The sequence below is a fragment of the Massilia sp. WG5 genome (genome assembly GCF_001412595.2).
Lineage (GTDB): Bacteria > Pseudomonadota > Gammaproteobacteria > Burkholderiales > Burkholderiaceae_D > Telluria.
In genome coordinates, this window is sequence record NZ_CP012640.2 from 4,675,145 (window position 1) to 4,689,919 (window position 14,775).

Genomic DNA, 14,775 nt, shown 5'->3' on the forward strand with positions numbered 1-14,775 from the left:
AAATGTGCTCTGGCTCCGAATTTTCCGTCCAGTGCGTCCAGCAGAACAGGGACGGGCGCACCGGGCAAGACCCGCGGGCCGGAGCCGCAACAGGAGGCCTGGCTTCTCAGTTAATATGAGAGCATGGCCCAGTTCTCCCACCTGATACACACCTATGGCGTGCTGATCGTGTTCGGCACCGTGCTGCTCGAACAGATCGGCCTGCCGATTCCCGCCTTTCCGGTGCTGATCATCGCCGGCGCGCTGGCGGTCGACCAGAACGCCAACTGGCCGCTGTACCTGGCGGCCAGCGTCGTGGCCTGCCTGATCAGCGATTATTTCTGGTTCCGCGCCGGCCGCCACTACGGCAAGCGCATCCTGCGCCTGCTGTGCCGGATTTCGCTGTCGCCGGATTCCTGCGTCAGCCAGACCGAAGACAACTTCAGCCGCTGGGGCGCCAAATCCCTGGTGGTCGCCAAGTTCATTCCCGGCTTCAATACCATCGCGCCGCCGCTGGCAGGGGCAATGGGCACCACCACCCAGCGCTTCGTCTGGCTGTCGATGGCGGGCGGCCTGCTGTGGAGCGGGGTCGGCATGGGCCTGGGCGCCTGGTTCCACGGCAGCGTCGACGAGGTCATCGGCTGGTTCGAGACCCTCGGCAGCACCGCGCTGATGGTGGTCGGCGCCTTGCTGGCCCTGTTCGTCCTGCTCAAGTACATCGAGCGCCGCCGCAACCTCGGCGCCACCATGCTGCCGCGCATCGACATCGACGAATTCAAGGCCCTGCTCGAGGCCGGCCACGATCCCCTGATCGTCGATGCCCGCAGCCTCACCGCGCGCCAGATGGAAGCCGGCATCCCCGGCGCCCTGGTGTATGGCGACACGCCGCCGGAACGCCTGATGGCCAGCCTCGACCGCGAGCGCCACATCGTGGTGTATTGCAGCTGCCCGAACGACGTCACCGCAGCCCAGGTCGCGCAGGCCTTCATCGCCAAGGGCTTCCACCGCGCGCGCCCCTTGCGCGGTGGCCTCGACGCCTGGAACACGGATGGCGCCGCCAGCCAGGCCGATGCCGGATTGCGTCCGAAAATCGGCTGATTTGGTAGCTCGACTACTCATGAGCGATGGCAATTTTTTGAGAGATTCCTAGCGAAACAACGGGTCGTGTACCTAAACTACAATAAACGCTTGCGCTGAAGCCAAGAAATCCTTAAGCTTCTGGAATCTGTTTCCGATCGCTTGCCATGACCGCTGCACCTGCAACCACCGCTCTCCAGCCGACTTCCGCCCCTCTGCATGCGTCTCCGGCGCATGCCAGTCCGCGTCTGCTCGCCGACATCGGCGGCACCAACGCACGCTTCGCGCTGGAAACCGGGCCGGGCCGCATCGCCCACATCGAAGTGCTGGCCTGCGCCGGCTATCCGACGCTGGCCGACGCCCTGCGGGCCTACCTGGCGCTCCCCGGCGTGGCCGAGACGGTCGCCGGCGCCGGCGCGGTGCGCCACGCGGCGATCGCGATCGCCAACCCGGTGATGGGCGACATGGTCCGCATGACCAATCACCACTGGCAGTTCTCGATCGAAGCCCTGCGCCGCGAGTGCGGCTTCGATACCTTTGTCGTGGTCAACGATTTCGAGGCGCTGGCGATGGCGCTGCCCTGGCTGGCGGACAGCGACAAGCGCCAGGTCGGCGGCGGCGCGGTCGACGCGGGTGCGCCGATCGGCCTGCTGGGCGCCGGCACCGGCCTCGGCGTGTCGGGCCTGATCCCGGCGCCGGACGGCAAGGGCTGGACCGCGCTGCGCAGCGAAGGCGGCCATGTGACGTTTTCGCCGGCCAACGAGACCGAAGTCGCGATCCTGCAGTACGCCTGGCGCGAATTCGCGCACGTCTCGGCCGAGCGCCTGCTGTCCGGCGCCGGCGTCGAGCTGATCTACCGCGCGCTGGCGCATCACCGCGGCGTCGCTGTCGAAGCGCTCGATGCGCCGGAGATTTCGCGCCGCGCCCTGGCCGACGAATGCGCGCTCTGCATTGACGTCGTCGAGGCCTTCTGCGGCATGCTGGGCACGGTGGCCGGCAACCTGGCCGTCACCCTTGGCGCCCAGGGCGGCGTGTACATCGGCGGCGGCATCGTGCCGCGCCTGGGGGAGCGCTTCGAGCGTTCGTGCTTCCGCCGCCGCTTCGAGCAGAAAGGCCGGTTCGAGGCCTATCTGGCGGCGGTCCCGACCTATGTGATCACGGCCGAGTACCCGGCCTTCCTGGGCGTTTCCGCGATCCTGACCGAGCGCCTCGGCGCTTGAGCGGGCGCGGCGCGGCGGGCAGCAGTGCCGGGCGGCGGGCCGCCTCGCGCGCGCGGCATCTCCCATTCCGGGTTTTATCGGGTACAATGGCCGCCAATTGGTAGAAACGATGTCGTTTGCTTGCCTGGCACGCCCGGAGCCTCGCCTCCACAGCCTGGTTTCCTCACTGCGCCAGCAGCCCCGTTTCTCCTGAAAGTCAACCATTGCAGTCCGCTTTCCGGCGGGTTGCCGCGTGGCCGGACAGGGCGTAAATGCTCCCCGCCACGGTATTCCGCCCTGTGCCACCACCGGGCCACGGAACCCAGTTTCAACGCGTGTTGTCTCATCCGGAGGCTTCGGCTTCCGTGTCGTTTCCACGACATGTCGTGAGCGCTGAACTGGTTTGTGTTTGATATTTTCTTTGCGCGACTTGCAAGATCCGCTGACGACATCGTTATGAACACTGATGAGGCCAAGAAGGTCCTCGAGACCGCCTTGCTCTGTGCGCGCGAGCCGATGACGATCCACGGCATGAAGAAGCTGTTCGCCGACGTCGATCCGAACGGCAGGCAGATCGGCGTGGGCGTGGGCGCCGACACGATCAAGATCCTGCTGGAAGAACTGCGCCAGGACTGGCAGGACCGCGGCATCGAGATCGTCAGCCTGGCCTCCGGCTGGCGCTTCCAGAGCCGGCCCGAGATGAAGCCCTACCTCGACCGGGTGGCGCCGGAAAAGCCGCCGAAGTATTCGCGGGCGACGCTGGAGACGCTGGCGATCATCGCCTATCGCCAGCCGGTCACGCGCGGCGACATCGAGGAGATTCGCGGCGTCGCCGTGAACTCGCAGACGATCAAGATGCTGGAAGACCGCGGCTGGATCGACGTGGTCGGCCACCGCGAGGTGCCGGGGCGCCCGGCGCTGCTGGGCACGACGAGGCAGTTCCTCGACGACCTCGGCCTGGCGTCGCTGTCGCAGCTGCCGCCGCTGCAGCAGGTGGGCGACGGGGCCGACGGGCGCAGCCTGGCGGCGCTCGAGGCGGCTTTGCAACAATTTGACGACACTTCACCCGTTGAAGTCCCGGTGCACGAAACTGAGCACACAACCGAGCACGAACCTGAGCACGACCCTGCGCCCGCAACCGGCGGTTGATCTCGCGCCTGGTCAGCAACAATAAAGATACGAATGATGAATCCAACCGACACCACCGAGACGACCCCTGCCGACGCAGGGCTGGAGGCGGCCGCCAAGCCGAAGCGCACGCGCGCCAAGCCGGCGGCCGACGGCGCGCAGCCGGACACCGATAGCAAACCGAAACGCACCCGCAAGGCTGTCGCCAAGCCGGCCGAGGCTGATGCCGCCGCCGTTGCAGGCGCCCCGGCCGCTGCCGAGCCGGCAGCCGAGGCCGCCAAGCCGGCCCGCAAGCCGCGCGCCAAGAAAGTCGCGGACGCGGCCGCACCGGCGCCCGCCGCCGAAGCCGCTCCGGCGGCGCCGGCCGCTGTGCTCGCTGTAGCCGACGCTGCCGCGCCGGCAGTGCAGGCCCAGGCCGACGGCGAGGGCGAGGGCCAGCGCAAGCCGCGCGGTCCGCGCCAGATGCGTGAACAGCGCCAGGTCCGCGAAGCCCGCCAGCCGCGCGTCCAGCCGGACGCCGCCGACGCCGACACCGGCGCCGCGGCTGCCGAGCCGGCCCAGGCCGGTGCGGAGCAGGGCGCCGAGCCGCGCGGCGAGCAGCGCCAGCACGCGCGCGCCGGCAAGCAGGACCAGAAGAAGGGCAGGAAGGGCCAGCAGGCCCGCCAGCCGGGCCAGCAAGTCCAGGGTCAGCAGCCCCAGGGCCAGGCGATCCAGCAAGGCAAGCAGCAGGGCAGGAACGCCCGCGGCGGCAAGGACACTCGCGGCGGCAAGCCGAACGATGCCGACGCCGTGTTCTCCTTCGTCACCTCGGACGCCTTCGACGCCAGCGAGGGCGGCCGCGGCCAGGCCCAGCCGTCCAAGGCGCGCCGCGACCTGACCGCCGAGGACGATGCGCCGAAGCTGCACAAGGTGCTGGCCGAGGCCGGCCTGGGTTCGCGCCGCGACATGGAAGAACTGATCATCGCCGGCCGCGTGTCGGTGAACGGCGAGCCGGCCCACATCGGCCAGCGCATCCTGCCGACCGATGCCGTGCGCATCAACGGCAAGCTGCTGCAGCGCCGCGTGAACAACAACAAGCCGCCGCGCGTGCTCGTGTACCACAAGCCGGCCGGTGAAATCGTCAGCGCGGACGATCCGGAAGGCCGTCCGTCGGTATTCGACCGCCTGCCGAACATGAAAACCGGCAAGTGGCTGGCCGTCGGCCGCCTCGACTTCAACACCGAGGGCCTGCTGCTGTTCACGAATTCCGGCGACCTGGCGAACCGCCTGATGCACCCGCGCTACAACATCGACCGCGAGTACGCCGTGCGCACCCTGGGTGAACTGGAGGAAGGCATGCGCCAGAAGCTGCTGGCCGGCGTCGAGCTGGAAGACGGCCTGGCGTCCTTCACCAAGATCGCCGACGGCGGCGGCGAAGGCGTCAACCGCTGGTACCGCGTGGTGATCGGCGAAGGCCGCAACCGCGAGGTGCGCCGCATGTTCGAGGCGGTCGGCCTGACCGTCTCGCGCCTGATCCGCACCCGCTACGGCGCAATGACCCTGCCGACCGGCCTGAAGCGCGGCCGCTGGGAAGAGATGGAAGAAAACGACGTCCGCAACTTCATGACCGCCTTCGGTATCGAGAAGAAGGGCGGCGCAGCCCAGGGCCAGGGCCAGCAGGGCCAGGGTCCGAAGCAGAAGCAGGGCGGCGGCAACAAGGGGCGTGAGGGAGCCGGCGCCGGCGCCGATCGCAGCAACGGCAACCGCATCGACCGTGCCGACGCCAACCGGAATGTCGACCCCTTCGGTCCGCCGGTGGTGCGCGTCGGCGCCCAGCAGGGCGGCCGCGGCCAGCCCGGCATGCAGGGCGGCGCGCAGGGGCGCGGCGGTTTCGGCGGCGGCCAGGGCCAGGGTCGCAACGGCGGCCAGGGACGCAGTGGCGGCCAGGGCCGCAGCGGTGGCGGTGGTACGGGCGGTGGCGGCAAGGGTCCGCGCCAGCCGGATCCGCTGCAGACCACTTTCGGTTTCGCCGGCGCAGGGCAGAACCGCCGTCCGCAAGGGCCGCGCGTCAGCGATCATGGTATGCCCCGCCGCGGTCGGCGCAGCTAGTCGCGTCCGGTAAACCCCCGATGGCGGCGTTGCGCGGTCTCGCCGTACTGGCGTACTGTCTTCGACCGCGCGCCTTGCCCTCGGGGGTTTGCCGGACGCTCCGACACTGGTCGCGTTTGGTAAACCCCCGATGGCGGCGTTGCGCGGTCTCGCCGTACTGGCGTACTGTCTTCGACCGCGCGCCTTGCCCTCGGGGGTTTGCCGGACGCTCCGACACTGGTCGTGCCGGCACCCTGATGGCGACTTTGCCGGTCGCTCGGAGGCTGTGTTTGTGCGCAGAAATCGGGGGCGCTCGGCGCGCCGGGCGGCGAAGGTGTAAACTGTTGCATACCTGTTCATTTTGCAGGGCAGCGATTGCGAGCTGCCCCTTATCGGGTTATAATTCGAAACCAATCCAAGTTCTCCCCGGTGTTTTGTTTGGTGTGAGGAAGTCGATCTGGTGAGGAATATAAGAAGATGGGCAGTTGCCCATTTTTTTTTTGTTGAATCGTTTTGAAGGTCCGATGCCGGACCGGTGATCTGGAGAAGTCAGTGCAGCTGTTTGATTTGATTGCCACGACAGTCGGTGGACTGGGCTACGACCTCGTCGATATCGAGCGAGCCGAGCGAGGCATCCTGCGCGTGTTCATCGATTTTCCGGCGGCGGTAGCGGACGAAAAGGGACCGATCTCGGTCGAGGATTGCGCCACGGTGAGCCACCAGCTGTCGCACGTGCTGATGGTCGAAAACATCGACTACGAGCGCCTGGAAGTATCGTCGCCCGGACTGGACCGTCCGGTGCGCACCCTGGCCGACTTCGAGCGCTTTGCCGGCAGCGAATGCACCGTCAAGCTGCGCGTCGCGATGCCCGGCACCGCGAACCGCAAGACCTATACGGGCATCCTGCATGCGCCGCAGGGCGACAAGGTCGGATTGGAATTTGAAAGCAAGGATGGGCCGGCGTTATTGGAATTTACGCTGGCCGAACTGGACAAGGCACGTTTGGTGCCGAAGGTGGATTTTAGGAGTCGCAAAGCATGAGTCGCGAAATTTTGTTACTGGTTGATGCGCTCGCGCGCGAAAAAAACGTCGATAAAGAGGTCGTCTTCGGCGCGCTCGAGTTCGCACTGGCGCAGGCCACGAAAAAACGCTACGAGGGCGATGTCGACATCCGCGTGAGCATCGACCGCGACAGCGGCGAATTCGAAACCTTCCGTCGCTGGCACGTCGTGCCCGACGAAGCCGGCCTGCAACTGCCGGACCAGGAAATCCTGCATTTCGAAGCCAAGGAACAGATTTCCGACATCGAAGTCGACGAATACATCGAAGAGCCGATCGAATCGGTCGAGTTCGGCCGCCGTTTTGCACAGGACACCAAGCAGGTCGTGCTGCAGCGCGTCCGCGACGCCGAGCGCGAGCAGATCCTGCAGGACTTCCTGGAGCGCGGCGACGCCCTCGTCACCGGCACCATCAAGCGCATGGAGCGCGGCGATGCGATCGTCGAGTCGGGCAAGATCGAAGCGCGCCTGCCGCGTGACCAGATGATTCCGAAGGAAAACCTGCGCATCGGCGACCGTGTCCGCGCCTACATCCTGCGCGTGGACCGCAATATGCGCGGCCCGCAGGTGATCCTGTCGCGCACCGCGCCGGAATTCATCATGAAGCTGTTCGAGCTGGAGGTGCCGGAAATCGAGCAGGGCCTCCTGCAGATCAAGTCGGCCGCCCGCGACCCGGGCGTGCGCGCCAAGATCGCCGTGTTCACGGCCGACAAGCGCATCGACCCGATCGGCACCTGCGTCGGCATGCGCGGTTCGCGCGTGCAGGCCGTGACCGGCGAGCTGGGCGGCGAGCGCGTGGACATCGTGCTGTGGTCGGAAGATCCGGCCCAGTTCGTGATCGGCGCGCTGGCCCCGGCCAACGTGTCGTCGATCATGGTCGACGAAGAAAAGCACGCGATGGACGTCGTTGTCGACGAGGAAAACCTGGCGATCGCGATCGGCCGCTCGGGCCAGAACGTGCGCCTGGCGTCCGACCTGACCGGCTGGAAAATTAACATCATGACGGCCGAGGAATCGGCCAACAAGGCTGAACAGGAAACGGCCGCCGTGCGCGCGCTGTTCATGGAAAAGCTGGATGTGGATGAGGAAGTGGCGAATATCCTGGTCGAGGAAGGTTTCTCGAGCCTTGAAGAAATCGCTTACGTTCCCATTTCGGAGATGCTCGAAATCGAATCGTTCGACGAAGACACCGTCAACGAACTGCGCACCCGTGCCCGTGACGCACTGGTGACCGAAGCGATCGCTTCCGAAGAAGGCCTCGAGGGTATGGAAGAGGGACTGGTCAACCTGGAAGGGATGGACCGCACTACCGCCGGCAAGCTTGGCCTGGCCGGCATCAAGACCCTCGAACAATTCGCGGGTCTGGCCTACGACGAGTTCAGCGCCATCCTGGCGTTGCCGACCGACCGTGCCCGTGAACTGATCAAGAACGCATTTAATGATGTGACCGACGATGAGATGAAACTGGTCGACGCCAAGTACGACGACCGGGCCAAGGCTCTTCAGGCGAAAGCCTGGAGTCAGGTGGAAACGGCCAAGGCATAAGGGTTTATGCAAAGACCGGGGCGGTGCCGCGGTCTTTGCGTTTCCAACCCAAGCAAATTTCTTTATCATCGCGCGACACATAGAAAAGAGGACTGAATGGCGAGTAACAACGTAGCCCAATTTGCCACCGAACTGAAGATGCCTGCAGACTTGCTGCTGACGCAGCTGCGTTCTGCTGGCGTCGAGAAAAGTTCGACGTCAGATCCCTTGTCCAAGGATGATAAGGATAAGCTGCTGAACCATCTGCGCCGTACCCATGGCGCCGCCGAATCCGGCGAAAAGAAGAAGATCACGGTGACCCGCAAGGAAACCTCCGAGATCAAGCAGGCTGACGCCAGCGGTAAATCGCGCACGATCCAGGTCGAAGTACGCAAGAAGCGCACCTTCGTGCAGCGCGACGACCTGGTCACGGCCAAGGCCACCCAGGCGCCGGTGATCGATGCCGCCGAACAGGCGCGCCGCGAAGAAGAAGCGCGCCGCCAGTCGGAGCTGATCGCCCGCCAGGAAGCGGAACTGCGTGAAAAGCAGGAACGCCTGGCCAAGCTGGAATCCGAAAAGGCCGAGCAGGCCAAGGCAGCCGAAGAGCAGGCCAAGCGCGACGCCGAAGAGCGTGCCCAGCGCGAAGCCGCTGCTGCTGCCCAGGCCGAATCCGTCGCCAAGGCCGACGCCGCCGGCGCTGCCGACGCGGAAGCGGAAACCAAGAAAGCCGCCGCGGATGAAGCCAAGAAGGCAGCCGCCGAGGAATCCAAGCGCAAGGCCGACGAAGCCGCCAAGGAAGCCGCCGAACGCGCTGCCGCCACCGAGCGCGCACGCAAGGCCGTGGCCGACGAAGTGGCCCAGATCAAGGCCATGATGGCCCAGCCGCGCCGCGTGATCAAGGCGCCGGAAGTGCCGCCGGCCAAGCCGAAGGCAGCCGAACCGGCAACCCTGCACAAGCCGGCCGAGAAAAAGGCCGCGGATGCCAAGCCGGGCGAGGCGGCAGGCAGTGGCGCGCGTCCGAAACCGGGCGACAAGAAGTCGATCAAGTCGGCCAATGTGGCCTCGACCTGGTCGGACGAGAAGAAGCGTGGCGCCCCTGGCGGCGGCATGAAGGGCCGTGGCGCCCCCTCGACCGGCGGCCGTGACGGCTGGCGTGCGGGCGGCGGTCGTGGCGGCCGTCGTGGCGGCCACGACGATCGCGAATCGAACTTCCAGGCCCCGACCGAGGCGATCGTCAAGGACGTCCACGTCCCTGAAACGATCACCGTGGCCGAACTGGCGCACAAGATGTCCGTGAAGGCGTCGGAAGTCATCAAGCAGCTGATGAAGCTGGGCCAGATGTGCACCATCAACCAGGTGCTGGACCAGGAAACCGCGATGATCGTGGTGGAAGAGATGGGCCACAAGGCCTTCGCCGCCGCCGAGGACGATCCGGAAGCACTGCTGGCCGACCAGGGCGAGCACGCCGAGTTCGAATCGAAGCCGCGTGCGCCGGTCGTGACCGTCATGGGCCACGTCGACCACGGCAAGACCTCGCTGCTGGACTACATCCGCCGCGCCAAGGTCGCCGCGGGCGAAGCCGGCGGTATTACCCAGCACATCGGTGCTTACCACGTGGACACCCCGCGCGGCATGGTCACCTTCCTGGATACCCCGGGTCACGAGGCGTTCACCGCCATGCGTGCCCGTGGCGCCAAGGCGACCGACATCGTCATCCTGGTGGTGGCGGCCGACGACGGCGTGATGCCGCAGACCAAGGAAGCAATTGCTCACGCGAAAGCCGCCGGCGTGCCGCTGGTGGTGGCGATCAACAAGATCGACAAGCAGGGTGCGAATCCTGACCGCGTGACCCAGGAACTGGTGGCCGAAGGCGTGGTGCCCGAGGAATACGGTGGCGAGTCGCCGTTCGTCCAGGTGTCGGCGAAAACCGGCCAGGGCATCGACGACCTGCTGGAAAACGTGCTGCTGCAGGCCGAAGTGCTGGAGCTGAAGGCGCCGGTGGAATCGCTGGCCCGTGGCCTGGTGGTCGAAGCCCGTCTGGACAAGGGCCGCGGCCCGGTCGCCACCATCCTGGTGCAGTCGGGTACGCTGAAGCGCGGCGACGTCGTGCTGGCGGGTTCGTCCTTCGGCCGCGTCCGTGCGATGCTGGACGAGAACGGCAAGTCGGTGAGCGAAGCCGGTCCGTCCTTCCCGGTCGAGATCCAGGGCCTGACCGAAGTGCCGAGCGCCGGCGAAGAAGTCATGGTCATGGCCGATGAGCGCAAGGCGCGCGAAATCGCACTGTTCCGTCAAGGTAAGTTCCGCGACGTGAAACTGGCCAAGCAGCAGGCGGCGAAACTGGAGAACATCCTCGACCAGATGGGCGAAGGCGAGGTCAAGAACCTGCCGCTGATCGTCAAGACGGACGTGCAGGGTTCGCAGGAAGCGCTGGTCGGTTCGCTGCAGAAGCTGTCGACCTCGGAAGTGCGTGTCCAGATCGTGCACGCGGCCGTGGGCGGCATCACCGAGTCGGACGTCAACCTGGCGACCGCGTCGAAGGCAGTCATCATCGGCTTCAACGCCCGTGCCGACGCCCAGGCGCGCAAGCTGGCCGAGACCAACGGCGTCGATATCCGTTACTACAGCATCATTTACGATGCGATCGACGAGATCAAGACCGCACTGTCGGGCATGCTGGCGCCGGAGAAGCGCGAGCACATCACCGGCCAGGTCGAAATCCGCCAGGTCATCCTGGTGTCGAAGATCGGCGCGATCGCGGGCTGCCTGGTCACCGATGGCGTGGTCAAGCGTACCTCCTCGGTCCGCCTGCTGCGCAACAACATCGTGATCTGGACCGGCGAGATCGATTCGCTGAAGCGCTTCAAGGACGATGCGAAGGAAGTCCGCGCCGGCCTCGAGTGCGGCCTGTCGCTGAAGAACTACAACGATATCGAGGTCGGCGACGTCCTGGAAGTGTTCGAAGTCCAGGAAGTGGCGCGTACGCTGTAATCACGGTCGATCCATCGATTGGAGTAGCATTGGGGCTGGTAGGCCTGCGCCGCGTGGCGTGGGCCACTGGCCCCAAGTTTTTTTAAGAATAAAATGCCAAAACACAGTAAAAGTATTCCGTCGCGCGGCCTGCGCGTCGCCGACCAGATCCAGAAGGACCTGTCGGAACTCATCGCGTTCGAACTGAAGGACCCGCGCGTGGGGATGGTCACGATCAGCGAAGTCAAGCTGACCCCGGACTACGCGCACGCCAAGGTCTACTTCACGCTGCTGAAGGACAGCCCGGAAGAGGTCAAGCAGACCCTCGAAGGCCTGAGCAAGGCGGCCGGCTACCTGCGCAACCTGCTTGGCAAGCGCCTGCACATCCATACGCTGCCGACCCTGCATTTCCTGCACGACACCTCGACCAGCCGCGGGCTCGCCATGTCGGCGCTGATCGACCAGGCGAACGCCACCCGCGCCGCCGACTATGTGGACGAGTCGGCTCCCGCAAACACCGACGAAGACGCGGATTCCGAGTGAACGCCAGGCCGCCGAAAAAGCCCCGCGACCTGGTCGACGGCGTGCTCCTCATCGACAAGCCGGTCGGCCTGTCCTCGAACGATGCGCTGACCAGGGTGAAACGCATCGTCAACGCGAAAAAGGCCGGCCACACCGGCACCCTCGACCCGTTCGCCACCGGCCTGCTGCCGCTGTGCTTCGGCGAGGCGACCAAGTTCTCGCAGGACCTGCTGGAAGCGGACAAGAGCTACCTGGCCACCGTCCACCTGGGCATCACCACCACCACCGGCGATACCGAGGGCGAGGTACTCGAGACCCGCGACGTCGACGTGACGACCGAACAGGTCGAAGCCGCGCTGGCGCGCTTCCGTGGTCCGATCCTGCAGGTACCGCCCATGTATTCGGCCCTCAAGCGGGACGGCAAGGCCCTGTACGAGTACGCGCGCGAGGGCGTGACGCTGGAGCGCGAAGCGCGTCCGGTCACGATCCACGAACTGGAACTGGTCGCCATCGCGGCGCCGTTCCTGACGATCCGCGTCACCTGCAGCAAGGGCACCTATGTGCGTGTGCTGGGCGAAGACATCGGCGCGCTGCTGGGCTGCGGCGCCCACCTGAGCGCGCTGCGCCGGGTGCAGGTCGGCGCGCTCACCACCGCCAACATGGTCACGCTGGAAGAGTTGCAGGCGCACGAGAATCCGCTCTCGCTGCTGGCCCCGGTCGACGCGCTGCTGTCGAGCTTTCCAAAGGTCGAGTTGACGCCGGAACTGGCGAAGCGCTTCCTGAACGGCCAGCGCCTGGCACTCGGCAAGGAGGCGGTCGCGGTGCCGCAGGAGGAGGGCAGGGTGAGGGTATATGCCGATGGCAGGCTGCTGGGCACGGCCATCCTGCAGGAATACGCGATCCTGGCGCCGGAACGCCTGATTGCGGCGCAGCAATCATCGTAAAACAATGCCTGGCGGCCCTTGAAATCCGCCAGGCGCGCTGCATATTGCCCCTGTCCCGGAAGCGGCGGCGCCTGCCGCCGGGCGGCAAGCGCGACGTCATCAAGCTTCAATATTTTGCCGCTACGCTGGTTGTTGGCAGCAAATCGTTGAAAATTCAGGCTTTTTCCCGGCGCTGCAACGCAGCACTGTCCATAACCGTGCTATAGTAGCGGGTTCTGGAAATCGGCTATGCCGAGCGCCACTAGCCGAGCGGCCCTGAGCGGACGCCTCCACCCATCACGCAACATTCACTGTTGAATACGCATATGTCAGACACCAAACGCGCGATTCGTAATATCGCAATCATCGCCCACGTTGACCACGGCAAGACCACCCTCGTGGACCAGCTGCTGCGCCAATCCGGCACCTTCCGTGAAAACCAGGCGGTCGACACCCGCGTGATGGACTCGAACGATCTCGAAAAAGAACGTGGCATCACGATTCTGTCGAAGAACTGCGCAGTCGAGTACGAAGGCACCCACATCAACATCGTCGACACCCCGGGCCACGCCGACTTCGGCGGCGAGGTCGAGCGCGTGCTGTCGATGGTCGACTCGGTGCTGCTGCTGGTCGACGCCCAGGAAGGCCCGATGCCGCAGACCCGTTTCGTGACCCGCAAGGCGCTGGCCCTGGGCCTGAAGCCGATCGTGGTCGTCAACAAGGTCGACCGTCCGGGCGCGCGCGCCGACTGGGCCATCAACCAGACCTTCGAACTGTTCGACAAGCTGGGCGCGAACGACGAGCAGCTGGACTTCCCGATCGTCTACGCCTCGGGCCTGAACGGCTATGCCGGCCTGACCGAAGACGTGCGCAGCGGCGACATGAAGCCGCTGTTCGACGCGATCCTGAAATACGTGCCGGTGCGCGACGACAATCCGGACGGTCCGCTGCAGATGCAGATCACCTCGCTGGACTACTCGTCCTACGTGGGCAAGATCGGTATCGGCCGTGTCAACCGTGGCCGCGTCAAGACCGGCCAGGACGTGATCGTCCTGAACGGTCCGGATTCGACCCCGATCAAGGGCCGCATCAACCAGGTGCTGAATTTCAAGGGCCTGGAGCGCGTGCTGGTCGATGAAGCCGTCGCCGGCGACATCTGCCTGATCAACGGTATCGAAGACATCGGCATCGGCTCGACCGTGTGCGCCGTGGATACCCCGGAAGCGCTGCCGATGCTGACCGTCGACGAGCCGACCCTGACCATGAACTTCATGGTCAACAACTCGCCGCTGGCCGGCCGCGAAGGCAAGTTCGTCACCAGCCGCCAGCTGCGCGAGCGTCTCGAGCGCGAACTGAAGGCCAACGTCGCGCTGCGCGTGCTGCCGACCCCGGACGACACCGTGTTCGAAGTGTCGGGCCGCGGCGAGCTGCACCTGACGATTCTGCTGGAAAACATGCGCCGTGAAGGCTTCGAGCTGGCCGTGTCGCGTCCGCGCGTGGTCTACAAGATGGTCGATGGCGTGCGTCACGAGCCGTACGAAAACCTGACGGTCGACGTCGAAGAAGTCAACCAGGGCGGCGTGATGGAAGAACTGGGCCGCCGCCGTGGCGACCTGCAGAACATGGAATCGGACGGCAAGGGCCGTGTTCGCCTGGAATACCTGATCCCGGCCCGTGGCCTGATCGGCTTCCAGGGCGAATTCATGACCCTGACCCGCGGTACCGGCCTGATGAGCCACGTGTTCCACGAATACGCACCGGTCGACAACAGCAAGGGCGAACTCGCCGGCCGCCGTAACGGCGTGCTGATCTCGCAGGACGACGGCGCCGCCGTGGCCTACGCGATCTGGAAGCTGCAGGACCGCGGCCGCATGTTCGTCGAGCACAACACCCCGGTGTACGAAGGCATGATCATCGGTATCCACTCGCGCGACAACGACCTGGTCGTCAACCCGATCAAGGGCAAGCAGCTGACCAACGTGCGTTCGTCGGGTACCGACGAAGCCGTGCGCCTGGTGCCGCCGATCCAGATGTCGCTGGAATACGCCGTGGAATTCATCGAGGACGACGAACTGGTCGAGATCACCCCGAAGAGCATCCGCCTGCGCAAGCGCCACCTGAAAGAGCACGAGCGCAAGAAGGCAAGCCGCGAAGCCGCGTAAGCCCCTGCGCCACACCCGAAAAACCCGCTGCCTGCAGCGGGTTTTTTTTTGGCTCACGAATCCATCGATTTGGCTCGTTGAGCCAGGACAAAAAATGCATTGAATGAAACGAAAGTAATAACATGATTGCCACTTAATTGACTTTCAATTAAGGCGAGACACCCGTCGA

General features: G+C 65.4%; 10 protein-coding genes. All 10 read left to right on the forward strand.

All coding sequences use genetic code 11. The features are described 5' to 3' along the window. Window positions 1-123: 123 nt before the first annotated feature. Window positions 124-1,077, forward strand: coding sequence for a DedA family protein/thiosulfate sulfurtransferase GlpE (locus tag AM586_RS20835; protein WP_047824437.1), 954 nt, complete (start codon window positions 124-126; stop codon window positions 1,075-1,077). 146 nt (window positions 1,078-1,223) lie between these two features. Next, window positions 1,224-2,276, forward strand: a complete 1,053-nt coding sequence (locus AM586_RS20840; RefSeq protein WP_047824436.1) for a glucokinase — start codon at window positions 1,224-1,226, stop codon at window positions 2,274-2,276. A 435-nt stretch (window positions 2,277-2,711) separates the two neighbouring features. Then, entirely contained in the window at window positions 2,712-3,404 is a 693-nt protein-coding gene (gene scpB / locus AM586_RS20845) for an SMC-Scp complex subunit ScpB (RefSeq protein WP_047824434.1), read from the forward strand. 36 nt (window positions 3,405-3,440) lie between these two features. Beyond that, on the forward strand, window positions 3,441-5,471 hold the full coding sequence (gene rluB / locus AM586_RS20850; protein WP_047824736.1) for a 23S rRNA pseudouridine(2605) synthase RluB: 2,031 nt from the start codon (window positions 3,441-3,443) through the stop codon (window positions 5,469-5,471). A 531-nt stretch (window positions 5,472-6,002) separates the two neighbouring features. Continuing rightward, window positions 6,003-6,491 carry a ribosome maturation factor RimP gene (gene rimP / locus AM586_RS20855; protein WP_060566700.1) on the forward strand — a complete coding sequence of 163 codons (489 nt, stop codon included), beginning with the start codon at window positions 6,003-6,005 and terminating at the stop codon, window positions 6,489-6,491. After that, on the forward strand, window positions 6,488-8,053 hold the full coding sequence (nusA, locus tag AM586_RS20860; protein ID WP_060566701.1) for a transcription termination factor NusA: 1,566 nt from the start codon (window positions 6,488-6,490) through the stop codon (window positions 8,051-8,053). Before rimP ends, nusA begins: the two co-directional genes overlap by 4 nt. A gap of 96 nt (window positions 8,054-8,149) precedes the next feature. After that, complete coding sequence (gene infB, locus AM586_RS20865; RefSeq protein ID WP_047824431.1) at window positions 8,150-11,020, forward strand: translation initiation factor IF-2; 2,871 nt, start codon at window positions 8,150-8,152, stop codon at window positions 11,018-11,020. A gap of 93 nt (window positions 11,021-11,113) precedes the next feature. After that, window positions 11,114-11,542 (forward strand): 30S ribosome-binding factor RbfA, encoded by a 429-nt coding sequence (gene rbfA, locus AM586_RS20870; protein WP_047824430.1) that lies wholly within the window; start codon window positions 11,114-11,116, stop codon window positions 11,540-11,542. After that, window positions 11,539-12,465 carry a tRNA pseudouridine(55) synthase TruB gene (truB, locus tag AM586_RS20875; protein ID WP_047824429.1) on the forward strand — a complete coding sequence of 309 codons (927 nt, stop codon included), beginning with the start codon at window positions 11,539-11,541 and terminating at the stop codon, window positions 12,463-12,465. Before rbfA ends, truB begins: the two co-directional genes overlap by 4 nt. A gap of 305 nt (window positions 12,466-12,770) precedes the next feature. Continuing rightward, on the forward strand, window positions 12,771-14,606 hold the full coding sequence (gene typA / locus AM586_RS20880; RefSeq protein ID WP_047824427.1) for a translational GTPase TypA: 1,836 nt from the start codon (window positions 12,771-12,773) through the stop codon (window positions 14,604-14,606). Window positions 14,607-14,775 lie beyond the last annotated feature (169 nt).

Excerpts from the sequence above, each read along its gene's own strand:
- AM586_RS20835 (WP_047824437.1), top strand. The coding sequence starts at position 124 with ATGGCCCAGTTCTCCCACCTGATACACACCTATGGCGTGCTGATCGTG.
- AM586_RS20840 (WP_047824436.1), top strand. The coding sequence starts at position 1,224 with ATGACCGCTGCACCTGCAACCACCGCTCTCCAGCCGACTTCCGCCCCT.
- scpB (WP_047824434.1), top strand. The coding sequence starts at position 2,712 with ATGAACACTGATGAGGCCAAGAAGGTCCTCGAGACCGCCTTGCTCTGT.
- rluB (WP_047824736.1), top strand. The coding sequence starts at position 3,441 with ATGAATCCAACCGACACCACCGAGACGACCCCTGCCGACGCAGGGCTG.
- nusA (WP_060566701.1), top strand. The coding sequence starts at position 6,488 with ATGAGTCGCGAAATTTTGTTACTGGTTGATGCGCTCGCGCGCGAAAAA.
- infB (WP_047824431.1), top strand. The coding sequence starts at position 8,150 with ATGGCGAGTAACAACGTAGCCCAATTTGCCACCGAACTGAAGATGCCT.
- rbfA (WP_047824430.1), top strand. The coding sequence starts at position 11,114 with ATGCCAAAACACAGTAAAAGTATTCCGTCGCGCGGCCTGCGCGTCGCC.
- typA (WP_047824427.1), top strand. The coding sequence starts at position 12,771 with ATGTCAGACACCAAACGCGCGATTCGTAATATCGCAATCATCGCCCAC.